This is a genomic window from Caulobacter sp. FV1ye6ST (genome assembly GCF_058681225.1).
Genome location: NZ_CM178733.1, coordinates 1,554,337 through 1,580,759, shown reverse-complemented (window position 1 = coordinate 1,580,759; position 26,423 = coordinate 1,554,337). Strand labels below are relative to the sequence as shown.

General features: G+C 67.4%; 26 protein-coding genes and 3 pseudogenes. 13 read left to right on the top strand and 16 right to left on the bottom strand.

Annotated elements, in window-relative coordinates; genetic code table 11:
- Positions 1-22: 22 nt before the first annotated feature.
- From ACW175_RS07935 to clpA, 6 genes and pseudogenes are all read left to right on the top strand, one after another.
- Positions 23-670 carry a hypothetical protein gene (locus ACW175_RS07935; protein ID WP_492104039.1) on the top strand — a complete coding sequence of 216 codons (648 nt, stop codon included), beginning with the start codon at positions 23-25 and terminating at the stop codon, positions 668-670.
- On the top strand, positions 667-1,557 hold the full coding sequence (locus ACW175_RS07930) for an ROK family protein (RefSeq protein ID WP_492104038.1): 891 nt from the start codon (positions 667-669) through the stop codon (positions 1,555-1,557). Before ACW175_RS07935 ends, ACW175_RS07930 begins: the two co-directional genes overlap by 4 nt.
- An 8-nt stretch (positions 1,558-1,565) precedes the next feature.
- The gene (locus ACW175_RS07925) at positions 1,566-2,822 is read left to right on the top strand and encodes a DNA polymerase IV (RefSeq protein WP_492104037.1); all 1,257 of its coding nucleotides are present in this window, start codon (positions 1,566-1,568) and stop codon (positions 2,820-2,822) included.
- 163 nt (positions 2,823-2,985) lie between these two features.
- Positions 2,986-3,123, top strand: a pseudogene (locus tag ACW175_RS07920) (hypothetical protein); the annotation flags it as partial.
- A gap of 26 nt (positions 3,124-3,149) precedes the next feature.
- Complete coding sequence (gene clpS / locus ACW175_RS07915; RefSeq protein WP_099576690.1) at positions 3,150-3,479, top strand: ATP-dependent Clp protease adapter ClpS; 330 nt, start codon at positions 3,150-3,152, stop codon at positions 3,477-3,479.
- Between the two features lie 12 nt (positions 3,480-3,491).
- Positions 3,492-5,822, top strand: coding sequence for an ATP-dependent Clp protease ATP-binding subunit ClpA (gene clpA, locus ACW175_RS07910; RefSeq protein ID WP_492104036.1), 2,331 nt, complete (start codon positions 3,492-3,494; stop codon positions 5,820-5,822).
- A 74-nt stretch (positions 5,823-5,896) separates the two neighbouring features.
- Here clpA and ACW175_RS07905 read toward each other — a convergent pair whose 3' ends face one another.
- On the bottom strand, positions 5,897-6,331 hold the full coding sequence (locus ACW175_RS07905; RefSeq protein WP_492104035.1) for an HIT family protein: 435 nt from the start codon (positions 6,329-6,331) through the stop codon (positions 5,897-5,899).
- Between the two features lie 54 nt (positions 6,332-6,385).
- Between ACW175_RS07905 and ACW175_RS07900 the strand changes: the two genes are divergently transcribed.
- Both ACW175_RS07900 and ACW175_RS07895 read left to right on the top strand, forming a co-directional pair.
- Complete coding sequence (locus tag ACW175_RS07900) at positions 6,386-6,967, top strand: DUF4287 domain-containing protein (RefSeq protein WP_492104034.1); 582 nt, start codon at positions 6,386-6,388, stop codon at positions 6,965-6,967.
- A 68-nt stretch (positions 6,968-7,035) separates the two neighbouring features.
- Positions 7,036-7,527 carry a pyridoxamine 5'-phosphate oxidase family protein gene (locus ACW175_RS07895; protein ID WP_492104033.1) on the top strand — a complete coding sequence of 164 codons (492 nt, stop codon included), beginning with the start codon at positions 7,036-7,038 and terminating at the stop codon, positions 7,525-7,527.
- Here the strand turns inward: ACW175_RS07895 and ACW175_RS07890 are convergent.
- The 4 genes from ACW175_RS07890 to ACW175_RS07875 all read right to left on the bottom strand — a co-directional run bounded on the left by ACW175_RS07890 (position 7,524) and on the right by ACW175_RS07875 (position 10,538).
- A complete protein-coding gene (locus ACW175_RS07890; RefSeq protein WP_492104032.1) occupies positions 7,524-8,732 on the bottom strand; it encodes a GNAT family N-acetyltransferase in 1,209 nt (402 codons plus the stop codon). The genes ACW175_RS07895 and ACW175_RS07890 overlap by 4 nt on opposite strands.
- Positions 8,729-9,502 (bottom strand): glycerophosphodiester phosphodiesterase, encoded by a 774-nt coding sequence (locus ACW175_RS07885; protein ID WP_492104031.1) that lies wholly within the window; start codon positions 9,500-9,502, stop codon positions 8,729-8,731. The genes ACW175_RS07890 and ACW175_RS07885 overlap by 4 nt, the downstream gene beginning before the upstream one ends.
- The gene (locus tag ACW175_RS07880; RefSeq protein WP_492104030.1) at positions 9,502-9,963 is read right to left on the bottom strand and encodes a RidA family protein; all 462 of its coding nucleotides are present in this window, start codon (positions 9,961-9,963) and stop codon (positions 9,502-9,504) included. The genes ACW175_RS07885 and ACW175_RS07880 overlap by 1 nt, the downstream gene beginning before the upstream one ends.
- 140 nt (positions 9,964-10,103) lie before the next feature.
- A complete protein-coding gene (locus tag ACW175_RS07875; protein ID WP_099576674.1) occupies positions 10,104-10,538 on the bottom strand; it encodes a phasin family protein in 435 nt (144 codons plus the stop codon).
- Between the two features lie 323 nt (positions 10,539-10,861).
- Here ACW175_RS07875 and ACW175_RS07870 point away from each other — a divergent pair, with 323 nt between their 5' ends.
- Complete coding sequence (locus ACW175_RS07870; RefSeq protein ID WP_492104029.1) at positions 10,862-12,187, top strand: D-alanyl-D-alanine carboxypeptidase family protein; 1,326 nt, start codon at positions 10,862-10,864, stop codon at positions 12,185-12,187.
- Between the two features lie 59 nt (positions 12,188-12,246).
- Here the strand turns inward: ACW175_RS07870 and ACW175_RS07865 are convergent, their stop codons facing one another.
- From ACW175_RS07865 to mipZ, 4 genes are all read right to left on the bottom strand, one after another.
- Positions 12,247-13,464, bottom strand: a complete 1,218-nt coding sequence (locus tag ACW175_RS07865) for an aminotransferase-like domain-containing protein (RefSeq protein ID WP_492104028.1) — start codon at positions 13,462-13,464, stop codon at positions 12,247-12,249.
- Positions 13,465-13,539: 75 nt separating this feature from the next.
- The gene (locus ACW175_RS07860; protein ID WP_143324456.1) at positions 13,540-13,599 is read right to left on the bottom strand and encodes a hypothetical protein; all 60 of its coding nucleotides are present in this window, start codon (positions 13,597-13,599) and stop codon (positions 13,540-13,542) included.
- Positions 13,600-13,614: 15 nt separating this feature from the next.
- Positions 13,615-14,049: a J domain-containing protein gene (locus tag ACW175_RS07855; protein ID WP_492104027.1), complete on the bottom strand. Its 435-nt coding sequence runs from the start codon at positions 14,047-14,049 to the stop codon at positions 13,615-13,617.
- Between the two features lie 69 nt (positions 14,050-14,118).
- Complete coding sequence (mipZ, locus tag ACW175_RS07850; RefSeq protein WP_492104026.1) at positions 14,119-14,955, bottom strand: division plane-positioning ATPase MipZ; 837 nt, start codon at positions 14,953-14,955, stop codon at positions 14,119-14,121.
- 197 nt (positions 14,956-15,152) lie between these two features.
- Between mipZ and panC the strand changes: the two genes are divergently transcribed.
- Positions 15,153-16,004 carry a pantoate--beta-alanine ligase gene (gene panC, locus ACW175_RS07845; protein ID WP_492104025.1) on the top strand — a complete coding sequence of 284 codons (852 nt, stop codon included), beginning with the start codon at positions 15,153-15,155 and terminating at the stop codon, positions 16,002-16,004.
- 10 nt (positions 16,005-16,014) lie between these two features.
- Here panC and ACW175_RS07840 read toward each other — a convergent pair whose 3' ends face one another.
- The gene (locus ACW175_RS07840; protein ID WP_492104923.1) at positions 16,015-16,101 is read right to left on the bottom strand and encodes a hypothetical protein; all 87 of its coding nucleotides are present in this window, start codon (positions 16,099-16,101) and stop codon (positions 16,015-16,017) included.
- Positions 16,102-16,192: 91 nt separating this feature from the next.
- A complete protein-coding gene (locus ACW175_RS07835) occupies positions 16,193-16,594 on the bottom strand; it encodes a DUF1489 family protein (protein ID WP_492104024.1) in 402 nt (133 codons plus the stop codon).
- Between the two features lie 318 nt (positions 16,595-16,912).
- On the opposite strand from ACW175_RS07835, the pseudogene ACW175_RS07830 reads away from it, so the two are divergent.
- Positions 16,913-17,028: pseudogene (locus ACW175_RS07830) on the top strand (hypothetical protein); the annotation flags it as partial.
- 208 nt (positions 17,029-17,236) lie between these two features.
- A pseudogene (locus tag ACW175_RS07825) lies at positions 17,237-17,310 on the top strand (hypothetical protein); the annotation flags it as partial.
- Between the two features lie 477 nt (positions 17,311-17,787).
- Here the strand turns inward: ACW175_RS07825 and ACW175_RS07820 are convergent.
- Genes ACW175_RS07820 through ACW175_RS07805 form a run of 4 tightly spaced genes read right to left on the bottom strand, consistent with a single transcriptional unit; the run spans position 17,788 to position 23,576 of the window.
- Positions 17,788-19,752, bottom strand: coding sequence for an acetyl/propionyl/methylcrotonyl-CoA carboxylase subunit alpha (locus tag ACW175_RS07820; RefSeq protein ID WP_492104023.1), 1,965 nt, complete (start codon positions 19,750-19,752; stop codon positions 17,788-17,790).
- Between the two features lie 9 nt (positions 19,753-19,761).
- On the bottom strand, positions 19,762-21,090 hold the full coding sequence (locus tag ACW175_RS07815) for a DUF3667 domain-containing protein (protein ID WP_492104022.1): 1,329 nt from the start codon (positions 21,088-21,090) through the stop codon (positions 19,762-19,764).
- Positions 21,091-21,120: 30 nt separating this feature from the next.
- Positions 21,121-21,960, bottom strand: coding sequence for an enoyl-CoA hydratase-related protein (locus ACW175_RS07810; protein WP_492104021.1), 840 nt, complete (start codon positions 21,958-21,960; stop codon positions 21,121-21,123).
- A 23-nt stretch (positions 21,961-21,983) separates the two neighbouring features.
- Complete coding sequence (locus ACW175_RS07805) at positions 21,984-23,576, bottom strand: carboxyl transferase domain-containing protein (protein ID WP_492104020.1); 1,593 nt, start codon at positions 23,574-23,576, stop codon at positions 21,984-21,986.
- Positions 23,577-23,745: 169 nt separating this feature from the next.
- On the opposite strand from ACW175_RS07805, the gene ACW175_RS07800 reads away from it, so the two are divergent.
- Entirely contained in the window at positions 23,746-25,521 is a 1,776-nt protein-coding gene (locus tag ACW175_RS07800; RefSeq protein WP_492104922.1) for a patatin-like phospholipase family protein, read from the top strand.
- A 4-nt stretch (positions 25,522-25,525) separates the two neighbouring features.
- On the opposite strand, the gene ACW175_RS07795 is transcribed toward ACW175_RS07800, so the two are convergent.
- Positions 25,526-26,299: a methyltransferase domain-containing protein gene (locus ACW175_RS07795; RefSeq protein ID WP_492104019.1), complete on the bottom strand. Its 774-nt coding sequence runs from the start codon at positions 26,297-26,299 to the stop codon at positions 25,526-25,528.
- Between the last annotated feature and the right edge of the window lie 124 nt (positions 26,300-26,423).

Below are 26,423 nucleotides of genomic sequence, written 5' to 3'. Positions count from 1 at the left end.
TCGCGTTAAGACCCATAAGAGCATGGAACAACGCCACTCCGACCTTCAAGCCTGCGCCATTACGCCGACCGCGTCGCTGGTCATTGTCGATGTCGACGAGGTGCTGGCGCAGTTCATGCGCGGCTTCGGCGATTTCATCGCGCGTCACGGCTTCGAGCTGCGTGTTGATCGCTTCGCCCTGTTCCAGAACATCTACCGCCCTGGCGAGACGGAACACCTCGATCTGATCGCGGGCAAGGTGCTTTTCGACGATTTCTTCCGCGACGGGGCCGAGGATCTGCCGCCGGCGATCGGCGCGGCCGACGCCCTGGCCGATCTTTCGGCCCGCGCCGAGGTGGTGATCCTGACCAACGCACCCGAGCACGGACGCCTGGCGCGCGCCAAGTGGCTGAAGACTCACGGTTTCGACTACCCTCTGATCATCAACAGCGGCCCCAAGGGGCCGGCGGCGGCGGAACTGGCCGCGCGCACGTCGGGAAAGGCCGTCTTCATCGATGACCTTTTGCCGCAGCTGGAATCGGTGGCGGAGAAGGCGCCCGACGTCGGGCGGTTCCAGATGGTCAGCGACGAGCGCCTGCGCCCGTTCGCCCCGACCGCGCCCGATCGTCATGTTCGTATTGACGAGTGGCCCCGCCTGAAGGCCGCCATTGAGGAGCGTCTGTTCGCATGATCCGGTTCGGAGTCGATTTCGGCGGCACCAAGATAGAGATCGCGGCCCTCAGCGAGACCGGCCAGTTCGTCGCGCGGGTGCGCAAGCCCAATCCCGGCGACTACGACGCCGCGCTGGACGTGGTGGCCGGCCTGTTGGCCGACGCCGAGTGCATGGCGGGCGCGACCTGCGCGCGCCTGGGCCTGGGCATTCCCGGCTCGATCTCGCCGCGCACCGGCCTGATCCGCAACGCCAACAGCGTCTATCTGAATGGCCGCCCGTTCGGTCAGGACCTGGAGCAGCGCCTGGCGCGCCCGGTGCGCCTGGCCAATGACGCCAACTGCCTGGCCCTGTCCGAGGCCGCCGACGGCGCGGGGGCCGGGGCGAGCGTGGTGTTCGCGGTGATCATCGGCACCGGCTGCGGCGGCGGCGTCGTGGTCGACGGCAAGATCATCGAGGGCCACAACGGCTTTGGCGGCGAATGGGGCCACATGCCCCTGCCCTGGCCAAGGCCGGAGGAATATCCCGGTCCCGCGTGCTGGTGCGGCCGCAAGGGCTGCATGGAGAAATGGGTCGCCGGCCCGGCGTTCGCGCGCGACGCGGACTACCCCACCGGCCACGAGGCCATGGACGCGATTGAAGCCGGCGACGCCTCGGCCGCCGCGGCCCTGGACCGCTATATTGACCGCCTGGGCCGAGGCCTGGCCGCGATCTGCGACATCATCGATCCGGACGTCATCGTGCTGGGCGGCGGCATGTCCAATGTCGACGCGCTCTATGAACGCCTGCCCGCCGCCATCGCGCCGCACGTCTTTTCCGACGTCTTCGAGACTCCCGTGAAGAAGGCCGTCCACGGCGACAGCTCGGGCGTGCGCGGCGCGGTCTGGCTGTGGCCCCACGAAACCTGAGAACAGCGATGAAGTCCCTGTGCCGCGACTGCGGATGGACGGGCGAGGCCAAGGCCCCGCGCTGTCCGTCCTGTCAGTCGCCGCGCACCATCTTCCACGAAGAGCTGGGAACGCTGTCGATCGCCCACCTGGACTGCGACGCCTTCTACGCCTCGGTGGAAAAGCGCGACGATCCGTCCTTGCGCGACAAGCCGGTGATCGTCGGCGGCGGCAAGCGCGGGGTGGTGACCACGGCCTGCTATATCGCCCGGATGAGCGGCGCCCGCTCGGCCATGCCGATGTTCAAGGCGCTGAAGCTGTGCCCCGACGCCGTGGTCATCAAGCCCGACTTCGCCAAGTACAAGGAAGCCAGCAGGCGCATCCACGAGAAGCTGGACCGGCTGACGCCGCTGATCCAGCCGCTGTCGCTGGACGAGGCCTGGATCGACCTGACCGGCACCGAGCGGCTCCACGGCGCCACGCCCGCGGCGATGCTGGCGCGCGTGCAGGCCGAGATCGAGCGCGACATCGGCCTGACCGTGTCGGTCGGCCTGGCGCCCAACAAGTTCCTGGCCAAGATCGCCTCGGAACTGGACAAGCCGCGCGGCTTTTCCGCGATCGGCGCGGCCGAGGCCCAGACCTTTCTCGCGGACAAGCCCGTGGGCATGCTGCCGGGCGTGGGGCCGGCCACGGTGTCGAGCCTGGCGGAGATCGGCCTGAAGACCGTCGGCGACATCGCCGCCGCGGACCTCAAGCTGTTGGCCAACCGCCTGGGCTCCGGCGGCCTGCGCCTGCACCGCCTGGCGCACGGTCAGGACAGCCGGATGGTCGATCCCGACCAGTCGCGTAAGACGATCAGCGCCGAGACCACCTTCAACGACGACCTGCACAAGCGCGACGCGCTGGAAGACGAGCTGTGGCCTCTATGTGAGAAGGTCGCCAAGCAGGCGCGCAAGGAAGGCGTCGCCGGCCGCGTGGCCACGCTGAAGCTGCGCACGCCCGACTTCAAGATCCACACCCGCCGCCGCACCCTGGCCGTGCCGACCCAGACTGCCCGCACCCTGTTCCAGGTGGCGCGCGAACTGTTGGCGGCCGAGAAGCCCGGCCTTTCCTACCGTCTGATCGGCGCGGGCCTGACCGAGTTCGTCGACGCCGAGACCGCCGGCTCGGACATGTTCGCCGACGACGAGCGCCGCACGCTGAAGAACGAAACCGCCATCGACGCCCTGCGCGGCAAGTTCGGCGCGGCGGCCGTGTTCAGTGGGCGAGCCCTGAAGGGGCGCTAGCTGAGTCCCGGCCGCGGGGCGCCTCCCCCTCTTGCGCGACATCGCGCCGCGCACCATTTGGGCCTCTCACCCCGAGCCGTTTGCCTGCAAATGGCTCAAACCCCTAAAAATCAAAGCGTGGCAGGCGCCGAAACCGCTCACACTTTCGGCTGCCACGCTTTGGGAACCGTTCGCGCGCGGCCTTCGCTCTCCCAATCGTGAAGCCGTTTTCCGAGGCGCCCCTGTGCTAAAGCGGCGCAGACGCGTCTCGGCCTCTTCCAAAGCCGGCGCGTTTCCATATCTAATTCAGACAGGCGGGTGATTTGCCCGCCGGGAGAGAACAAGTCGATGGCCGAGCGAAAGCAAGGCGGACAAGGCAACGGCGCAGGATCTTCGGTCGTCACGGAAGTGAAGCCGAAGACGCAGAAGCCTTCGCTCTATCGAGTTCTGATTCTCAACGACGACTACACTCCCATGGAGTTCGTCGTTTACGTGCTCGAACGGTTCTTCAACAAGTCGCGTGAAGACGCCACGCGCATAATGCTCCACGTCCATCAGAACGGCGTGGGGGTGTGCGGTGTCTACACTTACGAAGTCGCAGAGACCAAGGTCGCGCAAGTCATCGACTCGGCGCGGCGCCATCAGCACCCTCTGCAGTGCACCATGGAAAAGGACTGAGGAGCCCACCCATTGCCCTCTTTTTCGCGCCCCCTGGAAGAATCCCTGCATCGCGCCGTCGCGTACGCCAACCAGCGTAAGCACGAATACGCGACGCTCGAGCATCTCCTGCTTTCCCTGACCGACGACGAGGACGCCGCCGGAGTTATGCGTGCGTGCGACGTTGATCTCACCGCGCTGAAGAAGAGCCTCTCGAACTATCTCGACGTCGAACTGGCCTCGCTGGTCGTCGACGACGACGAGGACGCCAAGCCGACCGCCGGCTTCCAGCGCGTGATCCAGCGCGCGGTGATCCACGTCCAGTCGTCGGGCCGCGAAGAGGTCACCGGCGCCAATGTTCTGGTCGCCATCTTCTCCGAACGTGAAAGCCACGCCGCCTACTTCCTGCAGGAGCAGGACATGACGCGGTACGACGCGGTCAACTTCATCGCCCACGGCATCGCCAAGAAGGCCGGCGCCTCCGAGCCCAAGAACGTCAAGGGCGCCAACGCCGGCTCGAACGCGGCCGAGGACGACGGCGAAAAGCCGAACGCCAAGACCGGCGGCGAGGCTCTCGAGGCCTATTGCGTCGACCTCAACGAAAAGGCCCGACAGGGCAAGGTCGACCCGCTGATCGGCCGCGCGAACGAAGTCGAACGCGCGATCCAGATCCTGTGCCGCCGCACCAAGAACAACCCGCTGCTCGTGGGTGATCCCGGCGTCGGCAAGACCGCCATCGCCGAAGGCCTGGCCCGCAAGATCATCACCAACCAGGTCCCCGAAGTCCTGGCCGGCGCCACCATCTACTCGCTCGACATGGGCGCGCTGCTGGCCGGCACCCGCTATCGCGGCGACTTCGAGGAACGCGTCAAGCAGGTGGTCAAGGAACTGGAGAACCACCCGAACGCGGTGCTGTTCATCGACGAGATCCACACCGTGATCGGCGCCGGCGCGACCAGCGGCGGGGCTATGGACGCCAGCAATCTGCTCAAGCCCGCGCTCGCCTCCGGCTCGCTGCGCTGCATGGGCTCGACCACCTACAAGGAGTTCCGCCAGCACTTCGAGAAGGATCGGGCCCTGGTCCGTCGCTTCCAGAAGATCGACGTGAACGAGCCGTCGGTGGACGACACCATCAAGATCCTCAAGGGGCTGAAGAGCTACTACGAGGACTTCCACAAGCTGAAGTACACGAACGACGCCATCAAGGTGGCCGTCGAGCTGTCGGCCAAGTACATCACCGACCGCAAGCTGCCCGACAAGGCGATCGATGTGATCGACGAAGCGGGCGCGGGCCAGATGCTGCTGCCGGAAGGCCGCCGCAAGAAGGTCCTGGGCGTCAAGGAGATCGAAGCCGTCGTGGCCAAGATCGCCCGCATCCCGCCCAAGTCGGTCAGCAAGTCCGACACCGAAGCGCTGAAGGAGCTGGAAACGGACCTGAAGCGCGCCGTGTTCGGTCAGGAAGACGCGATCATGCAGCTGTCCTCGGCCATGAAGCTGGCCCGCGCCGGTCTTCGCGACGCGGACAAGCCGATCGGCTCGTTCCTGTTCAGCGGCCCCACCGGCGTCGGCAAGACCGAAGCCGCCAAGCAGCTGGCCCAGACGCTCGGCATCGAAATGATCCGCTTCGACATGTCGGAGTACATGGAGCGCCATACCGTGAGCCGCCTGATCGGCGCCCCTCCCGGCTATGTCGGCTATGACCAAGGCGGCCAACTGACCGACGCCGTCGACCAGCACCCGCACGCGGTCGTGCTGCTCGACGAAATCGAGAAGGCCCACCAGGACGTCTACAACATCCTGCTGCAGGTCATGGACCACGGGGTTCTCACCGACTCCAACGGCAAGAAGGTCGATTTCCGCAACGTGGTCCTGATCATGACCACCAATGCGGGCGCCTCGGACGCCCAACGCCAGTCCATCGGCTTTGGTCGCGACAAGGTGGTCGGCGAGGAAGAGGCCGCCCTCAAGCGCCTGTTCACCCCGGAATTCCGCAACCGCCTCGACGCGGTCGTGGCCTTCAAGCCGCTGACGCCGGAGATCATCCGTCAGGTCGTGCAGAAGTTCGTCATGCAGATGGAGGCCCAGCTGGCCGACCGGAACGTGACGATCTCGCTGAGCGACGACGCGGCCGACTGGCTGGCCAAGAACGGCTTCGACGAGCTCTACGGCGCCCGTCCGCTGGGTCGCGTCATCCAGGAGCACATCAAGAAGCCCCTGGCCGACGACATCCTGTTCGGACGGCTGGTCCGAGGCGGCCACGTCAAGGTGGTCCTGGAAAATGGCAAGATCGCCTTCGAGATCGAGAGCACGGCCGATCCGAAAGCCAGCAAGACCGACGAAGCCGAACCGGCTTTGGTCGAATAGGCTTAAGTCGAAAGACCTAGCGAAGGGCCCGGAGCGATCCGGGCCCTTTTTCGTTTTCGGAAGGCCAGGAGCGCCTAAAGCGCCGCCGAAATCTTCGCCGCCAGGGCCTTCAACTCTTCGACGTCCGCCATGCCGCCCTCCCCGTGGCGGCCCAGGCCTTCGCCCTCGTAGCGGGGGATGACGTGGAAATGCAGGTGGAAGACCGTCTGGCCGGCGGGGGCGCCGTTGAACTGGGTGATGACCACGCCGTCGGGCTTCAGCGCCGCGACCACCGCGGCGGCGGCCTTCTGGGTCGCGCCGATCAACCGTCCCAATGTCTTGGCCTCGGCCTCTAGCAGGTTGCGAGCCTGCGAGGTCTTGGAGATCACCAGCATGTGGCCCCTCGCCTGAGGGAACACGTCCATGAAGATCAGCACCTGATCATCCTCGAACACCTTCACGCTCGGGATCTCGCCGCGGATGATCTTGGCGAAGATGTTGTCGGCGTCGTAGCGTCCGTCGAGGCTCATGACTGTCTCCCTTTGACGGAATGGTCGTAGCAAACCGCACGAGGCGCGCAAACCGTGGACACGACACCCCAAGGTCTGACCGAGCAGCAACAGAAGTGGTTCGCCTCCTTGAAGGCCAACCTGGAGCGCGAGACTGGCAAGACCCTCGACAACTGGGTCGAGATCGTCCGCCGCGAGTGCCAGGAGACCAAGCCGCGCGCCCGCACCGACTGGCTGAAGACGACCTACGGCGTCGGCCAGAACCGCGCCGCCGCCATCTTCTCCGTGGCTTTCCCGACGGAGATGGGCTGGGACGACGCCGACGGCCTGCGCACGGCGCTGTGGACCGACCCGGCCTCGACGGCGATCCTGGAGGCGGTCGAGGCCGCCGTCGCCGACTTGCCGGGCCTGGTCATGGGCCAGCGCAAGGGCTTTACCGCATGGTCGCGCAAGGCGCAGTTCGCGGCGCTGAAGCCCGTCAAGGGTGGTGCGGCGATTCTGGGCCTGGCGGTGGAGCCGGACGCCGCCCCAGGCCTCGCCGAACCCAGGAACGAGGGCTGGTCCGAGCGCCTGAAAGCCAAGCTGCCCCTCACCTCGCCCGCCGAGGTCGACGACACGGTCAAGGCGCTGCTGAAGGCGGCCTGGGAACGGTCCTGAGGCCTCAAGCTTCACCCTGGGAACGCACCTTCGCGGACGCCGTTCGGTCTTCCACATTCAAGGAGACCATGATGTCCAACGAAGCCGATCTGGCCGAGAAGTTCTGGAAAGCCCTGAAGTCGGACCGCACCGTGATGCTGGGCCTGCCCGATGTCGACCGCGGCCGCGCTCAGCCGATGACCGCCCAGATCGAGGGCGATCATTCCGGCCCGATCTGGATCTTCACCTCGTCGGAGACCGACTTGATCCACTCGCTGAGCAGCGAAGGCCGCGACGCCTTCATCCACTTCGCCGACAAGGGTCACCACCTGTTCGCGGCGGTCGACGGATCCCTGCGGATCGACACCGGTCGCGAGACCGTCGATCGCCTGTGGAACCCCTTCGTCGCGGCGTGGTTCGAGGGCAAGGACGATCCGAAGCTGCGCCTGCTGCGCTTCGAACCCCGCGACGCCCAGATCTGGCTGAACGAGCACAGCCTGTTCGCCGGCGTGAAGATGATGCTCGGGGTCGATCCGAAGACCGACTATAAAGACAAGGTCGGGGAAGTCCGGCTGAGCTAGTCGCTCTCGCGAGGCGGGTCTGGCGCGTGGCGGAACGGCGAATATTCTTCCGTCAGCATCGCGATGTCGCTTTCGACCGCCTCGCGCTCGCGTTCCAGGTAGCGGGCCACGGGCTCACGCAGGGCCGGATCGGCGATCCAGTGGGCCGAATAGACCGCGCTGGGCAGATAGCCCCGGGCGATCTTGTGCTGGCCCTGCGCCCCGGCCTCGACGCGCGGCAGGCCCAGCCGGATCGCGTGCTCGATGGCCTGATAGTAGCACAGCTCGAAGTGCAGGAACGGCACGTCCTCGGTGCAGCCCCAGTGGCGGCCGTACAGGCAATCGCGGCCCAGCAGGTTCAACGCCCCGGCGATCCACGGACCGCCCGCCCCCCCCTCGTCCAGGCGGCGGGCCATGATCAGCAGCACCTTGTCGGCCATCCGCTCTTGCAGCAGCGAGAAGAAGCGGCGGTTCAGATAGGGCCGGCCCCACTTCCGCGACCCCGTATCCATGTAGAAGCCGAAAAAGGCGTCCCAGTGATCCTCGGTCAGGTCGTCGCCGGTCAGGGCGACGATCTCCAGCCCATCCTGGGCGTCGCGGCGCTCGCGGCGGATGGTCTTGCGGCGGTTGGCCGACAGCGCCGCCAGGAAGGCGTCGAAGGTCGCGTAGTCGCGGTTCTCCCAATGGTACTGCTGGTCCTGGCGGAGCAGCATCCCGCGCTCGCCCATCCAGGCCCACTCGTCCTCGACCGGGAAGGTCACATGCAGCGAAGAGGCCCCCATGCGCTCGCACAGGGTCAGGGCCCCGCCCAGCAGGGCCGAGCGGCCCTCGTCGACATCCACATCGGGCCGCACGATCAGCCGCGAGCCAGTCACCGGCGAGAACGGCGAGGAGCACTGGAGCTTGGGATAATACCGCCCGCCGGCCCGCTCATAGGCGTCGGCCCAGGCATGGTCGAAGACGTATTCGCCTTGGCTGTGAGACTTCAGGTACAGCGGCATGACCGCCGCGACCTCGCCGGCCTCGTCCAGCACCGACAGGTGCTGCGACGCCCAGCCGGTGCGCGGCGCGACGCAGCCGCTTTCTTCCAGGATCGACAGGAAGTCGTAGCTGACGAACGGGTCACCGGTGGGGGCGGCGCAGGCGTCCCAGGCGGCCTTGCCGATCTCGGCGATCTCGCGATGGACGCGAACCGCCGACTGGACGCCCGGCCGGGCCGAACTCACGCCGTGAAGCCCTCGAAGATCAGGTTGTCGCAATGATCCTTCACGCCTTCCCACTGGTCGGGCGAGCGGACCGTCCAGGCGACGACCGGCATGCCCTTGGCGCGATATAGGTCGGCGCGGGCGCTGGGCAACATGTCCAGGCCAAGGGCCAGGAAATCGGGGCGCGCCAGCTCGACCTGCTCCAGCGCCGCCAGAGACTTGCGCATTTCGGGCGCCAGCTTGCGGGCGCCCTCGTCGTTCCAGCTGTAGCTGTCCAGGCCGCGCAGGATCTGCGGGTGGTGATCGGCGAACCAGGCGTGCGAGTAAGGGTTGAAGCCGATCACGGCGGTCGGACCGTTGTGGTCGACCAGCACGTCGGTGACCCGCTTCTCCAGCGGGCCAACCTCACCGAACGGCGTCTTCAACTCGATGAACACCATGGCGCGGTGGCCGATCAGGGTCAGCACGTCGGCCAAGGTCGGAATGGTCTCGTCCGTGCCCTTCAGGGCCATGGTCCCAAGGTCGGCGGCGGTGTGATCCCGCGGGCGGCCTTCCCGTCCGGTCATCCGTTCCAGGCGCTCGTCATGGAACACCACCGCCTCGCCGTCGGCGGTGAGCTGGACGTCAAGCTCGATGCCGTAGCCGCCGGCGCAAGCGGCCTGGAAAGCGGCGCGCGAGTTTTCCGGCGCGCCGTCCGGGGTCCAGAGGCCGCGATGGGCCACCGGCGGATCGAAGAGGCGCTCCCACGCCTCGCCGAAGACGTCGGTCGAGGGGCGTTCGCGCGAGCTCATCAGGCGATCTCCACCACCGCGTCGACTTCAACCGCGAAGCCGAGGGGCAGACGATAGACGCCCACCGCCGAGCGGGCGTGGCGGCCGGCGTCGCCCAGCGCCTCGACCATCAGGTCCGAGCAGCCGTTGATGACCTTGGGGATGTCGATGAAGTCCGGACCGGCCTGGACGAAGCCGCCCAGCTTCACGACTCGAACCACGCGGTCCAGGTCGCCGTCGCAGGCCGCCTTCATCTGGGCCAACAGGTTGATGCCGCAGATGCGGGCGGCCTTCTGGGCGGTCTCCAGGTCGACATCGACCCCGACCGTGCCCTTGATGCCGCCGTCGGCGTCCAGCGAGATCTGGCCGGAGATGTGGACGAGATTGCCCGTCTTGACGAAGGTCACGTAGTTGGCCACCGGCGCCACCGGCTGGGGCAGCTCAATTCCGATCGCCCTCAGGCGTTCCTCGACCTTCGACATTCACGCGCTCCACTGAAAGGCAGTGAGGCATGCTTAACGCGCCCCACCGGAGCGCAAAAGAGAAAAGGCCCGGACCTTTCGGTCCGAGCCCTTCCAATGGGGTGGGATCGAGCCGCAAGGCCCGAAACCAGAAGCGGCTCCTAGCGAGCGGCCTGGAACTTCTCGACGGCGGCGCTGGCGCGTTCGTTCAGCGGCTTCACCGAGTCCTTGATCGAGGCCGAGACGATCTCCGAGGCCTTGCTGACCTGGGCGATGTAGGCTTCCAGAGCGGTCTTGGCCCAGGCGGTCTGCAGTTCCATGGCTTCTTGGACGCTCTTGGCGCCGGCCAGCGACTTGGCGGCGGCGACCTGGTCTTCCATGGCCTTCTTCGAGTAGGCGAAGGTCTGGGCGCCCAGGGCTTCAGCGCCCTTGGTGGCCGCGGTCACCGAAGCGACGACGGCTTCCAGGTTCTTCTTCGAGTGGGTGTTGGCTTCGGCCAGGGCGGCCAGCGACTTCTCGACGCCGTCCTTGAACGCTTGGTTCGAGGCGGTGCTGAATTGTTCGACGGTGTTCTTGACGGTTTCGGCGGCGGCCATGGGAATTCTCCTGGGGAGGTGCGAAGGCGAGAAATCGGGGCGGGGCGAACAAGCGAGCTGCAACTCGCCCATCTGCGCTTTGGAACACCGTGGTTCTCTCATGTTGCAGTGCAGCAGTCAATGATTTTGTGCAGCGCACCATGACGTAACGTCATGCGCCCCCTCAAGCTGCAGCATTGAAAACACGCGCCTGAAATTTTCGCGCCCGCGGCAACATCGCTCACCAGTTGTTTACTTTAGCGAAAGGCCGCCTCCATCATGCTAATGGTCACGCGTGTGGCGGTGCGAAACCGCTTCCCAGTTCAGATGACGGACGTCGCTTCATGTTCGCCAAGCTTACCACCGCCCGTTCTTTCCTGGCCGTCGCCGGCCTCGCGCTCTCGTGCCTGTTCGGCGCCGTCGCGCCGACCCCGGCTTCGGCGGCCATACCGTACCTGCAGCTGAACGCTCAGGAACCGAAGTACGCGGCGATCGTGATCGACGCCAATTCGGGCGAAGTCCTTTACGACAAAAGGGCCGACAGCCCCCGCTACCCCGCCTCGGTCACCAAGGTGATGACCCTGTACCTGACCTTCGAGGCGCTGAGCGAAGGCCGCCTGAAGCTCACGGACCGAGTCGTCATGTCGCCCCGCGCGGCCGCCCAGGCTCCGACCAAGATCGGCATCTCGTCCGGCGACAGCCTGTCGGTCGACGAGGCCATCAAGGCCATGACGGTCAAGTCGGCCAACGACGTGGCCGTGGCCATGGCCGAGCGACTCGCCGGCAGTGAGTCGCGCTTCGCCGCCCTGATGACCCTGCGCGGTCAGGAACTAGGCATGCGCAACAGCCGCTTCGTGAACGCCTCGGGCCTGCCCGACAGCCGCCAGATCTCGACGGCCCGGGACCTCGCCATCCTGTCGCGCGCCACGATGCGGGACTTCCCGCAGTACTACAGCTACTTCTCGGTGAAGGGCTTCTACTTCCGGGGCAACTACGTCAAAGGCCACAACCGCCTGCTGGACAGCATGGACGGCTTCGATGGCCTCAAGACCGGCTACACCAACGCTTCTGGCTTCAACCTAGCCGGCTCGGCCGTGCGCGACGGCCGTCGCCTGATCGCCGTGGTCCTGGGCGGCCCCTCGACCGCCTGGCGCGACAACAACATGGAAGACCTGCTGCTGACCGGCTTCGACGTCATGAAGCGCCGGTCGCGCGGCGAGCGCACCACCATCGCCGCCAACATCTATGAGGAAGAGCCTTCGGGTCCGATCGAGCGTCCGTCCACCGAACAGGGTGACGGCGACCAGGCCGGCCTGCGGATCGTCCTGACCGAGAACCCCCGCAACCCCGGTCCGGTGAAGGTCTCCCCCACCCTGCGCGGCGCCCAGGAAGCCGCCAAGCCGGCCTCGAAGGCCGCCGCCAAGAAGCCGAAGGGCGAATGGGGCGTGCAGGTCGGGGCGTTCAAGTCCAAGTCGCTGGCCAACGACCAGCTGAAGCTGGTGCGCGGCCGCTTCGCCAAGATGGTCGCCGACGCCGAGGGCGCCGTCGAAGGCGCGGCCGGCGGCGCCTTCCGCGCCCAGTTCCAGGGCCTGACCTCGGACGCCGCCCGCGAGGCCTGCTCGGCCCTGAAGGCCAAGCGGATGCCCTGCATGGTGCTGTCGCCGCGCTGAGGCGGCTTCTACCGCTGAGACAAGAAACCCCGGAGGGCGACCTCCGGGGTTTTGCTTTTCTAGGCCTCGGCCATCACTCTCGAGATCAGCCGCGCCAGCCGTCCCACGCCTTCCTCGATCTGCGCGTCGGTCGGCAGCGAGTAGCTCAGGCGGATGGCGTTGGCCGTCTTCACCTCGGCGAAGAACGGCGCGCCGGGCACGAAGGCCACGCGCTCTTCGGCGATGGCCCGGGCCAGCAGGTCCGCGCCGTCGACACCCTCGGGCAGGTCGATCCACACGAACATGCCGCCGTCCGGATGCGACCAGGTCACGCCCTGAGGCATCGACCGCTCCAGCGCCGCCAGCATCACCCGCCCCTTGGCGCCATAGGCCCCGCGCAGGCGATGAAGGTGCTGGTCGTAGCCTTCGGACACCGCGCGATGGGCGACCATCTGGTTGATCGTCGAGACGTGCAGGTCCGCGCCCTGCTTGAGCAGAACCAGCTTCTCGATCACCGGCTTGGGGCCGCAGACCCAGCCGATGCGCAAGGCTGGCGACAGGGTCTTGGACAGGGTGCCCAGGAACAGGGTCCGGGCGTTGTCGATACCGCCGCGGCGCTTGATATCCAGCGACAGCAGGGTCGGCGTCGGCTCGCCGGCGAAGCGCAGCTCGCGATAGGCCGCGTCCTCGACCAGGGTCATGTCCAGCGTGGCGGCCTGGTCCAGCAGGGCCTCGCGCTCGTCCAGGGTCAGGCTGACGCCGGTCGGGTTGGCGAAGTCGGGCACGAAATAGCCGAGCGCGCCTTGCGGCAGGTCGGTCTCCCCGCTCGTCAGCGCCGCGTCCGGCAGGTCGCGATAGCTCGGCTGATATCCGTTGAAGGCCTGCAGCGCGCCCAGATAGGTCGGCCGCGCCACCACCACCGTATCGCCGGGGCTGATGAACAGCTTGCCGATCAGGTCCAGCGCCTGCTGCGAGCCGGCGGTCAGCATGATGTTGTGCGGTTCGCACGGCATGCCGTCGCGGGTCATGCGCTCGGCTATCCACTCGCGCAGCGGCAGATAACCCTCGCTGACGGAGTATTGCAGCGCCTGCTTGGACAGGACCGGATCGGCCAGCACGGCCTCGTACTCGGCCTGGATCCGCTCGGCCGGAAACAGGCTGGGATCGGGAATGCCGCCGGCGAACGACAGGATGTCGGGCTGGTCCAGCAGCTTGAGAAGCTCGCGGATCTCGCTGGCGTGGACGCGGTCCATGCGCGCGCTGAAGCGCTCGGCCCAGTCGATGGGTTGGTTGGTCATGGGAAGATCAAAGTCCGAAACTGAAATGACGCCATGAGCCGCGCGCGGCGACTCGCTCTGAACACGGTCAGAGCGTCATACCGAGCAGGTTTGGCCCGACGAGCGACGACGCCAGAAACGTTGGTTATTGATCATGGCGGAAGTCGTAGCTCAGCTTCGCCGCCTGATCAAACGATCCCGCGCGGCATTCAGCTGGGCCGCCAGGCCTTCGGTGCCGCCCTTGTCCGGGTGAGCCATCTGGATCAGGCGCATATAGGCCGCCTTGACCTCGGCCAAGGTCGCGTCGGGGCCGACGCCGAGGATGGCGCGGGCTTCGGACAGGCTCAACTCGGCCTTGGGCGGATGGACGACCTCGCGGCGGATGACCGGCCGGCGGCGGGCCTCGGTAACGCTCCACAGACCGATGACGCCCAGCACGATCCCCGTGCCCCAAGACCCGCGGATCGAGGCATAGGCCGCCCCGGCGAAGGCGGCGATCGAGGCCGCGCCCGCGCCGACCCGCCAGCCGTCGCCGTTGAGGAGCGCGCGCCCCTTCGGCCACAGCAAAAAGACGAGAATGGCCGCGCCCAGCAGCAGGTACAGCATCGGAGCTCCAGATACGAAAACGGGCGGCAGGGTCGCCCCAGCCGCCCGCTTCCTAACTTAGGCCAGCGCCTACTGCGCCGCCAGCAGGGTCTCGCCGGAATAGGCCGACAGGCCCAGGCTGTGCATCAAGGCGCGCAGTTCCTGGCGGGCGGCCAGGTGCTGCAGCGACACCGGCACGGGGCGCACCTGCGGCGACAGGTCGGCGATGGTCAGGCCGAACGGGAACAGCTCGCGATAGATGACGCGGTCGCGCAGGCCAGGGCCGATGCGGAAGCCGACGCGCTTGGCCAGGGCCGTCAGACGGTCCTCCAGACGCTTGCGGTTGCGGGCCTCGGTGGTGGCCAGGCGGTTGCGCAGCACCACCCAGTCCATGGCCTGGCGCTGGCCCGACAGAGCGCGCTGCTTGCGGCCTTCCCAGACGGTCAGCGAATAGAGGCTGGGCTTGGTAAGCTCCAGGGTCACCGGGTCGACGGTGCCCAGCATGTCGAAATCGACGAAGCTGTCGTTCATCGGGGTGACGACCAAGTCCGCGCGGCCGTGGGCCAGGCGCGTGATGGCGCTGTCGCCGCCGGGGGTGTCGATCAGGATGAAGTCGCATTCCTCCGCCGCGCGGGCGAAGGCGGCCTCGAAGCCGGCGACCTGCGCCTCGTCGCCCTTTTCGGCCAGGGCGATGTCGTTGTCGCTGAGGTCCAGCGCCAACGGCATGGGCAGGTCGAGCTTCTTGTTGGCGGCCCAGGCCCGGCGGTTCTCGAAGAACCGGCCCGACGTCCGCTGGCGAAGGTCCAGGTCCAGAACGGCGACCTTGGCGCCGCCGTAGAGCAGCGCGGTGACAAGGTGGACGGCGATGGTGGACTTGCCCGCACCACCCTTTTCGTTGCCGACGACGATGACGCGCGTTTCGGCCATGACTCGATCCTCAATGCATCGCGACTCGCGCGACCTTGGACTGAAGGTTAACACGATGTTACCGACGCCCTAGCGGGTCAACCGGCTCAATCCACAGGCATAATTGTCGCACCCCCAGCCCGGCCTCACGCAACGGACGGTGGACCTGCGCAAGCCACGAGGCCATAAGCGCGGCCTGTCCGCGTGGAGACCCAGCCATGACCCAGATCGTCCGCACCGTCGCGCAGATGCGCGAGCACGTCCGCGCCTGGAAGGCCGCCGGCCAGCGCGTGGCCCTGGTTCCGACCATGGGCGCCCTGCACGAGGGCCACCTGACCCTGATCCGCCTGGCCCAGCGGAACGCCGACCGGGTGATCGCCACCGTCTTCGTCAATCCCAAGCAGTTCGCCCCGCACGAGGACTTCGACGCCTATCCGCGCGGCGAAGCGATGGACGCCGAGAAGCTGGCCTCGGTCGGCTGCGACCTGATGTTCGCCCCCAATGGCGCGGAGATGTACGCCCCCGGCTTCGCCACGGCGATCACGGTCTCGGGCGTCTCCGAGCCCCTCGAAGGCGCGGCCCGGCCGCAATTCTTCGGCGGTGTCGCCACCGTGGTGGCCAAGCTGTTCATCCAGAGCCAGGCCGACGTCGCCGTGTTCGGCGAGAAGGACTATCAGCAGCTACAGGTGGTCAAACGGATGACCCGCGACCTGGACATCCCGATCGAGATCATCGGCGCCCCAACGGCCCGGGCTGACGATGGCCTCGCCCTCTCCTCGCGCAACGCCTATCTGTCCGCCGAAGAGCGCGCCGCCGCGGTGGCCCTGCCGACGGCGATGAAGGCGGCGGCGGCCGCCGTGGCCGCGGGCGGTCGGATCGACGAGGCCGAGCAAACGGCGACGGCCGCGCTGAAGGCGGCCGGCTTTGGTCAGGTTGACTATGTCGAGATCCGTGAGGCCACAGACCTTTCACGTCTGGGCCCCGGCCCCGTCGGCCAGACGAAAGGCCGCATCCTGGTCGCCGCGTGGCTGGGCAAGACGCGGCTGATCGACAATATGGCGGTGAACTGAGGTCGCGCGCCTAGAGCGGCCTGAGGGCGATCAGCAGCCCGGCGATCAGGCCCACGAACAGCATTCCCACGCCCAAGGCGGCGAAACCGGCCTTCATTGTCATCTCTCCCTTGTCCCCTGCGACAAGATGACACCCGCCCTGGTTGCCATTTAGATAACGACACACCTGAAAGTTATTCAGGCGAACATCACCACGCGCCCAGTTCGCGCAGCTGGCGGGCGAGATCCGGCGGAAGGTCGGCGGCTTCGCTCTCGGTCAGGTCCGGCGGCGCGTCCTCGGGCTTCAGATAGCGCCAGCCCTGGAAGGCCCGGCGCGGCTGGGGCGCGACGCGGATGATCGGCGGATCGACCGTGACCTCGCAGCGCGAGGCCGCGCCCTCCCCGACCGTGTCGATCGCCAGGATCTTCTGGCGGCAAAGAACCTGCCCCTTGAACACCCGATACAGCGAGCCGCCGTCCAGCACCTCGTCGATCCGTTTGGGCGTCATGCGGGTGTGCATGATCCAGGGTTGGCTCTCGTCCCTGTGCCAGGCCAGGAGATCGTCGATCGTCTCGCATCCGACGACCAGCTTGATGATGTGCAACGCCATGGGCGCTAGATAGCGCGCTTCCAGGGTAAGGCAACCGACGCATTCATCCGCCCGCTCTCGCCCCGTTGGGGAAAGCCATCGACGGTCCATAAGACACCGTTATCCCTTACGTATCGCGTTCATGTGGGGGCGTGATCCGAGCCTGGAGGGCTCCATACCGCCGTTTCGGACGCCTTGTGGGAGGCGCCCGCAGCGGCGGTCTTCGTTTGGGGGCTCGGGTTTTGAGCGCGGCCATGGGGTGGAAGTCGGAAACTCGGCTTTCGACCGCACCGCGCGGTCCGACGTCAGCCGGAAAGCGGACATCGCGAGGGGCTGAGAAGGGTGGATGGCGGCCCGTGCTCCCTCTCCCATAGGGAGAGGGCTGGGGTGAGGGGTTACGGCGCTCGACGGAGTGCCGGCACGCCGTCCACCTCGTAACCCCTCACCCTCCCACGCTTCGCGCGGGCGAAGGGGCTTTCTTACCGATCCTAAAAGCATCCCGTCATTCCCGCCACGCGGGCAGGAATGACGGTGAAGGGGGCGGTGGGGTCGAGGGGATTGGCGGCGCTCCATCCCCGGCGTTGGGGACATCGAACCCCACGAAATCAAGCGCTTGTCACTTTTACACACCCCTGAATGATCGGCGTTCAGAACGGCCGCACAATGCTTCCACCTCGTCGCGAGGAAAGGGCGCATGGCCAGCGACCGTTGCGGCGGCGGGGGGCGATCGAGCGGGCGCGTTCGTCGGCGCGGGGGAGACTCCGCAACTGCACCATCCCCGAGGTAGTCGACCCTGGAACACAGAAACGACGGTGGATGCAGGCCGAGGAGAGCGACAGGTTCGGGGAAACCCGGACATCCGGGACCAGGCTTCGCGATCCGGCCCGCCCGTCGGAGGCTTCAAGGGCGAACAGGCGCGAACAGCGTCGGGACGTCACGCTTCCGGATAACGACCGCGCGGAGCGTCTGACTTCGTCGAAACGGTATTTCTATTTTCCAACTCCGGACGCTGTCCGGCGCTCCGCGTCCCTTTCCTTGAGCTTCAGCGGCTGGCCGCGTGGAGGCGCGCCCGCGTGACTGGACTCAGCACAGGCCCCCACCTGACCTGCTGCGCAGGTCTGTCCGCCCCCAAGCGGGGCGGAGAGGACGCCGGGCCCTCTTCTCTCCTCCCCCTATTGGGGGAGGGGGACCGGCGAAGCCGGTGGAGGGGGCGCTCAGCCTGCCGCCGCTTCCAGCTTCGCCAGCACCACACCCTCGCTGACCTGGCCGCCGGCCACGGCCGTCAGCTCCGCCACCACCCCGTCGAACGGCGCGGCCAGGGCGTGTTCCATCTTCATGGCTTCCAGGGTCAGCAGCGTCTGGCCCTTGGTCACCGTCTGACCGGCCGCGACAGCAACCGAGACGATCTTGCCAGGCATCGGCGACAGGATCACCCCGTCCGAGGCCGCGCCCTCGCCCGCACCGCCGACCTGGGCCTCGAAGTCGAAGGTCTGGACGTCGCCGCCCTCGAACACCTGGATCGGCCCCTTGCCGTAGGTGGTCGGCAGGCGGGTGACCTCGTCGAAGGTCGCGCCGTCGGCGTGGCGGATGTCCCAGGACCAGTCCTCGGAGCCGCCGCCGATCAGGGCGACTTGCAGCGGCATGGCCTTGCCGTCGGCCGACATCGGCAGATGCATCGGGGCGCGGGGGGCGTTCATGCGGAAGCCCAGCAGCTTGGACGGCGCGCTCTCCCACGGATCGCGGCGCGCCTCGGCCTCGAGGAAGCTGTCCAGCCGCCAGCCGATCGCGGCCATGGCCGGCTCGTCGCTGAAGGTGCGCTCGACCAGCTCGTCCAGCCGCGCTTCGATGAAGCCGGTGTCTATCGTACCGTCGATGAAGTCCGGGTGGCTGGCGCACTTGGCCAGGAAGGCGGCGTTGGTCTTGACCGGCCAGACCTCGACCAGGGCGCAGGCCTCGGCCAGGCGCTGGGCCGCGTCCTCGCGGTCGGCGCCGTGGGCGATCAGCTTGGCGATCATCGGGTCGTAGAAGGGCGTGACCTCGCCGCCCTCCTCCACCGCGCTGTCGACGCGGACATCGCCTTCCGGCAGACGGAAGTGCTTCAGCTTGCCGGTCGAGGGCAGGAAGCCGGTGGCCGGGTTCTCGGCATAGAGGCGGGCCTCCATGGCCCAGCCGTCCAGCGTGATCTCGTCCTGCTCCAGCGGCAGCGGCTCGCCCGAGGCGACCAGCAACTGCCACTCCACCAGGTCCTGGCCGGTGACCATCTCGGTGACCGGATGCTCGACCTGCAGGCGGGTGTTCATCTCCATGAACCAGATGCGGTCGGCGCGCAGGCCTTCGGAGGCGTCGGCGATGAACTCGACCGTGCCGGCCCCGACATAGCCCACGGCCTGGGCGGCCTTGACCGCGGCGGCGCAGACGGCCTCTCGCGTGGCCTCGTCCATGCCGGGGGCCGGAGCCTCCTCGATGACCTTCTGGTGGCGGCGCTGCAGCGAGCAGTCGCGCTCGAACAGGTGGACGACATTGCCGAAGCTGTCGCCGAACACCTGCACCTCGATGTGGCGCGGACGAGTGACGTATTTCTCCAGCAGCACCCGGTCGTCGCCGAAGCTGGCGGCGGCCTCGCGGCGGCACGAACCGAGGGCGGCTTCGAAGTCGTCGGCCTTGTCGACCTTGCGCATACCCTTGCCGCCGCCGCCGGCCACGGCCTTGATCAGCACGGGGTAGCCGATCTTGGCGGCTTCGGCGGTCAGGCGCTCGACCGACTGGTCCTCACCCAGATAGCCAGGCGTGGTCGGCACGCCCGCTTCGATCATGACCTTCTTGGCGGCGTCCTTCAGGCCCATGGCCCGGATCGCCGAGGGCGGCGGACCGATCCAGACGAGGCCCGCGTCGATCACGCTCTGCGCGAACTCGGCGTTCTCGGACAGGAAGCCGTAGCCGGGGTGGATGGCCTCGGCGCCCATCTGCTTGGCGGCGGCCAGGATCTTCCTCGGATCCAGATAGCTCTCCTTGGCCGGCGCCGGGCCGATCAGGATCGCGGCGTCGGCCTCCATCACGAAGGGCGCGTGGGCGTCCGCTTCGGAATAGACGGCGATCGTCCGCACGCCCAACTCACGGGCGGTGCGGATGATGCGACGGGAGATCTCGCCTCGGTTGGCGATCAGGACGGAGGAGATCAAGGCGGAGACCTACATCTGGGAAAGGGTGAAGACCATCAGGCCGCCGACCAGAAGGCCGAAGGAGGTCATGCTGATCATCCAGACAATGAACGTCTTGAGCAGCGCGCCAATGATGCTGGAGCCATAGCCGCCCCGCAGGGTCTGGAAGAGGTTGATCGGCGCCCACAGCTGCACGATCCCGAGGAACCACGGCACCATCGCCCCGGGCAGCACGAACAGGATGGCGTAGATCAGGAACGAGAACGACAGCAGGTTCGTGGCGACCAGCAGGTGGTCGTAGATGAAGTACTGGCGCTTGTTGACGTAGACCAGCGCCAGGGAAAGGCCGGTGATCGGCAGCAGCAGCACCGCCAGGCGGTGCGCCCAGCCGAACATCACCAGCAGGAAGTAGTCCGGATTGGCGACGGCCTTGGCCAGGCCTTCCTTCCAATTGCCGAGCGCCTCGGCGCCGGAGGCGTACTTGCCTTTCGCGGCGTGCCCCTGCTCGGCGGCCTTGGCCTTGATCTCGGCTTGCTGCGTCTCGTCGGGAACGACAACGTTGAAGCGCTGCCCCCCGATCTGGGCGTCAGCGACCTTGTTGGCGCCGTCTGTCAGCGTCTCCGGGCTTTCGAAGCTGAGGTTGCGGATCTGCTCGGCGGCGGCAGAGTTCCGGCCGTGCAGCTTGGCGATGGCCTCTTCGGCGGCCTTGGGATTGTCCTGCACCGCCTGGGCCTCGGCCATATGACGGGCGTAGCGGTCCTGCGCCTTCTTGACGCCGTCGGCGTATTTAGCGGCGATCCTGGCCTTGTCGGCGCCCGCCTCCTTGAGGTTCTCGTCGCGAATCGTGGCGAGATCCTTAAGACGATCATCGCGGACTTCGGTCGCGTCCTTGCGGATCTCGTCGGCCTTGGCCTTGCGGCCGGCCGGCGTCGCCAGCAACTCAGCCGCCTTCTCCTCCTTCAGCTCCTGCTGATGGCGGATGCCGTGGATGGCGTGCTCGGCGGAAAAGATGAACAGCAGCAGGGCGACCAGGAAGGTGCGGAACGGCGGCACGTGCCGCACGATCCGGCCTTCCATGTAGTCCTTGGCCAGCTTACCCGGCTTGAAGAACAGCAGCGGCAGGGTGTTGGCCAGGCGACCGTCGAGGTGGAACATCCCCTCGATGGCCTCCCAGAGCAGGTGCAGGATCGACCGGTGATGCGTGTCGGCGTTCTGGCCGCAGGAGTAGCAGTACCAGCCCTCCAGGGGCGTCCCGCAGTTCTTGCAGGGCTCGCCCTGCTTATCGAACGGGTGCTGCTTGGGACGAATAAAGCTCGCCGCCGAGTCCGCTGCCCCTGCTTCCAGATCCGCCGCCGTCATCACGCCCCCTCAAGCCCCAGAAGTTGAGTCTTACTCAGCCCAGGAGGGTTTACGACGGGCGAGGAAGGCGCGCACCCCTTCTTGGCCCTCTTCCGACACACGGCGGCGAGCGATGCGCTTGGCGCTCTCTTCGATCAGGCCCTTGTCGATTTTCTGGCCAGCGAAGTCGTTGACCAGGGCCTTGGCGTCGCCGATCGCGCCGGGAGCGCAGGGCGCCATTTCCTCGATCAGGGCGTCGCGGGCGACTTCCAGGCTGGCGACGTCCTCGAACACTTCGTCGACCAGGCCGTAGCCCCAGGCTTCGTCGGCGTCGAACACCCGGCCGGTGGCGAACAGCAGCTTGGCGGTGCGCGGACCCAGGGCCTGGATGACGTACGGGCTGATGGTCGCCGGGGTCAGGCCCAGCTTGACCTCGGAGAACGAGAACTTGGCGTCCATCAGGGCGATGGCGTGATCGCAGGCGGCCACCAGACCCGCGCCGCCGCCGAAGGCCGGGCCCTCGACCAGGGCCACGGTCAGGGCCGGAATGTCGTGCAGCGCCTTGAGCATGTGGGCCAGTTCCAGGGCGTCGGCGCGATTGTCGTCCTCGTCCTGCTCGATGGACGCGGCCATCCAGTCGAGGTCGGCGCCGGCGCTGAACATGCCGCTGACGCCGCGCAGGAAGACGATCCGCACGCCCTCGGCCCCGTGCAGGGTCTCGAACGCCTGACGCAGGCCCGAGATGGTCTCGGCGTCGAAGGCGTTTTTCTTGTCGGGCCGGTTGATCCAGACCGTCACCGCGCCGTCGGGCGTGCTGTCGATGTGGACGAGCGGAGTCATGGTCTCTGTGTCGTTCACTTCAACGATGGGGTCGGCGATCGGGTTGGTCATGGTGGTTCGTTCCTGTCTAAGCGCTACATCCGGAAAACGCCGAAGGTGGTCTCCGGGATCGGCGCATTCAGCGACGCCGAGATTGCGAGGCCCAGCACGTCACGGGTTTGCGCCGGATCAATGATGCCGTCGTCCCAGAGCCGCGCCGTGGCGTGATACGGATTGCCTTCATCCTCGTAGCGCTGGCGGATCGGCGTCTTGAAGGCTTCCGCCTCCTCCGGCGTCCACTTGGCGGCGTCGCGGTGCACGGTGGCCAGCACGCTGGCGGCCTGCTCGCCGCCCATCACCGAAATCCGGCTGTTGGGCCAGGTGAACAGGAAGCGCGGGCTGTAGGCGCGGCCGCACATGCCGTAGTTGCCAGCACCGAAGCTGCCCCCGATCAGGACGGTCAACTTCGGCACCTCGGCCGAGGCGACGGCCGTGACCAGCTTGGCGCCGTCCTTGGCGATGCCCCCAGCCTCGTACTTGCCGCCGACCATGAAGCCAGAGATGTTCTGCAGGAAGACCAGCGGGATCTTGCGCTTGCAGGCCAGCTCGATGAAGTGCGCGCCCTTCACGGCGCTCTCGCTGAACAGAACGCCGTTGTTGGCCAGGATCGCCACCGGCTGGCCCCAGATGCGGGCGAAGCCGCAGACCAGGGTCGTGCCGTACAGCGCCTTGAACTCGTCGAACTGGCTGCCGTCGACGACGCGGGCGATGACCTCGCGAACGTCATAGGGCGCGCGGACGTCGGTCGGGACGATGCCGTAGAGCTCTTCCGGATCGTACAGCGGCGGCTCGGACTCGGTGATGACCAGTTGTTCGGGCTTGGTGGTGTTGAGGTTGGCGACGATCAAGCGGACGATCTCCAGCGCGTGCTCGTCGTTCTCGGCCACGTGGTCGACGACGCCCGAACGGCGGCCATGGGTGTCGGCCCCGCCCAGTTCCTCGGCGCTGATCACCTCGCCCGTGGCGGCCTTCACCAACGGCGGACCGGCCAGGAAGATGGTGCCCTGGTCGCGGACGATGACGGTCTCGTCGCTCATCGCCGGGACGTAGGCCCCACCAGCGGTGCACGAACCCATGACGCAGGCGATCTGCGGGATGCCCACGGCGCTCATCCGCGCCTGGTTAAAGAAAATGCGGCCGAAGTGGTCGCGGTCGGGGAAGACCTCGGCCTGGTGCGGCAGGTTCGCGCCGCCGCTGTCGACCAGATAGACGCACGGCAGGCGGTTCTGGGCGGCGATCTCCTGGGCCCGCAGGTGCTTCTTCACCGTCATCGGGAAGTAGGCGCCGCCCTTAACCGTGGCGTCGTTGGCCACGATCATCACCTCGCGGCCCGACACGCGGCCGACGCCGCAGATCATGCCCGCGCCCGGCGCTTCTCCGCCATAGAGGTCGCAAGCCGCGAGTTGGCCGATCTCCAGGAAGGGGGAGCCGGGATCCAGCAGGCGTTCGACCCGCTGGCGCGGCAGCAGCTTGCCGCGCGATGCGTGGCGCTCACGCGAACTCTCGGGACCGCCCAACGCCGCCTCGGCGACCTTGACCCTCAATTCCTCGGCCAAGGCGCGGTTGTGGGCCGCGTTGCGGGCGAAAGCGTCACCGGACGCGTCAATAGCGGAGTTCAACTTCGGCATGACCGACGATTAGCCTCTTCCACCCCATCCCGGAAGTCGTAGTTTTTTGGACCCTGAAGAGAAGATTTCGAGCCAAATCCGTTCTGGGACATTTCAGCTTCGGGATCAACAGTTGCGCCTGATCGCTCCCCCGTGGTCAAGCCTGCCCGAAACCGCTAGCGTCCGCGCCGTGGAAACGCCCCTGCCCGACGACTCGGCCCTGTCGCGCCTGTTCGCCCGAGAGCGGCGGACCGGGGCGGCCGCGTGGTTTTCGCTGCCCGGCGGAGCGACCCTCTTCCGGCCCGGCGAAGAGGCCGACCAGCTCTATTTCCTGAAGACCGGGCGGCTGGGCGCCTTCCGCCATGAGGAGGGCCAGGAGTCGCAATTCCTGGGCGTGATCCGCCCTGGTGAGCCGGCCGGCGAGATGGCTCTGATCGGCGGCAGCGCGCACTCGGCCTATATGGTCGCCTTGCGGGACAGCGAGGTCCTGTCCCTGCCCCGCGACGATTTCTTCGAGGCCGCCGAGGAAGACCCGCACGTGATGCTGGAGCTGTCGCGGCTGATGATCCGCCGCACTCGCCAGGCTCAGACCCACGCGGCGATCGGCGATCCGTCGGTGTTCGGATTCATCGCGGTCGAGTCCGGCGCGGCGATCCGGCCGGTCGTCGAGCGTCTGGCCCGCTGCATCGAGGCCCTGGGCTATTCGGTCACCGTCGAGGGCTGCGAGTCGCAGCTGGCTCCGACCGAATGGTTCAGCAATGTCGAGCGCGAGCACGACTTCGTCCTCTATGTCGCCGAGGCAGATGAGACCGCCTGGAAGCACGTGGTCGGCCGCCAGGTGGACCGGCTGTTCCGGATCGGGCGCGGCGACCGTAAGCCGCCGGCCGAAATACCCTCCTACGCCTCGGGTCCGTTGCAGGCCCAGCGGCTGGTCGACCTGATCCTGCTGCAGTCTGCCAGCCTGCCGCGGCCCAGCGGCTCGGCGGCCTGGATGGCCGCGACTCAGGCCGCCCGGCTGTTCCACCTGCGCGAGAACGGCGTGGCCGACATGCAGCGCCTGGCGCGGGTGCTGACCGGCCAGTCGGTGGGTCTGGTGCTCTCCGGCGGCGGCGCGCGGGCCTATGCCCATATCGGCGCGATCCAGGCCATGCGCGAGCGCGGCGTACCGATCGACTTCGTCGGCGGCGCCTCGATGGGCGCGATCGTGGCGGCCGGCATCGCCATGGGCTGGGACGACGGCGAGCTGGAGCACCGCATACGCAAGGCCTTCGTCGACACCAGCCCGCTGGACGACATCGCCTTCCCCCTGATCGCCATGACCCGCGGCGAGAAGGTCAGGGCGCGGCTGGACGAGCATTTCGGCACGGTCGACATCAGCGACCTGTGGCTGCCGTTCTTCTGCGTCTCGTCGAACCTGACCTCGGGCGCCTATCAACTGCATCGCACCGACGACCTCCAGGCGGCGCTGCGGGCGTCGATCTCGCTGCCGGGCGTGATGCCGCCGGCCACCGAAAATGGCCAGGTGCTGGTCGACGGAGCCGTGATGAAGAACTTCCCGGCCGACGTGATGCGATCCTTCCAGCTGGGGCCGATCGTCGGCGTCGACGTCACGCGGGGTCGCAGCATCACCGCCGACGACATCATCGTGCCACCCTCCTTGTGGAGCTGGATCGTGTCGGGCGAGTGGCGCAAGGGTCCGCCGATCGTGGCCTTGCTGATGCGCGCCGCCACGGTCACGACTGGCCGCGATCTCGCCGCCGCCCGTGAAGCCACCGACGTGCTGATCACGCCCAAGCTGGAGGGCGTCGACATCCGCGACTGGCGCGCCTTCGAGCCCGCCGTGAAGGCCGGTTACATGGCCGCCAGCCAGGCGCTGGACGCCCTGCACAAGCCCGTCGATGAACTGCGCCGCAGGCCCAGCCTGGCCGAGAAACGCGCGGACGCCACGCTGCACCCAGGTCGCTAGAGGCTCACGCCTTTCGAGCGACGATGAACAACCGCTTGAACGGAAACAGCGTCACGCCATCTTCGCGGCGCGGATAGTCTCGCGCCAGCCGGGCTCGCCAAGCGTCGAGGAACGGCTTCTTCTCCTCGTCCGGCAGTGCGTCAAGATAGGGCCGCAAGGTCGTGCCCATCGTCCAGTCGACGATCGGGTCCTGGCCATGCAGGGCGTGCAGGTAGGTCGTGGTCCAGATGTCGACCTCGGGACAGGTCGGCGCCAGCCAGGCGTAGTAGTCCTCGGGCGCGTTGGCGTGGCGCACGCCTTCGACCCCGCTCAGCCACGCCGCCCACGGTCCGTCGGCGGCGATCTCGGCCAACGCACCGCGCCAGCCCAGCCCGTCCGCCACCGGCATCTGCACGGCCAGCTCGCCGCCGGTCGCCAGGGCCGCGGCCAACCGCGGGATCAAGGTCCCGTGGTCATCCACCCACTGTAGGGCGGCGTTGCTGAAGATCAGGTCGGCCGGAACGTCGGGCGCGAAGCTGGCGATATCGCCCCGCACCCACTCGACCCGCGTCGGCAGGGCCTTGGCCCGCGCCAGCATCTCCGGACTGGCGTCCAGGCCCCGCACCCGCGCCGCCGGATGCCGCGCGGCCAGCAGAGCCGCCTGCTCGCCTAGACCGCAGCCCAGGTCCCAGATCTCGCGTGGCTGCAGGTCGCGGGGAATAGCCGTCAGCAGGTCCAGCGCCGGCCGCTCGCGATAGCGACGATAGAGGGCGTAGACGTCGGGATCCCAACTGGCCATCGGCGCTCCAATATGTTGGCCCTGCGACAATCCGCCGAGGTGCAACCAAGGCTTTTGTGAAGAATTCTTCTCAAAGGCGAGGATTTACCATACGGTCCGAGTCAGATCCCCGACAGAGGGATTA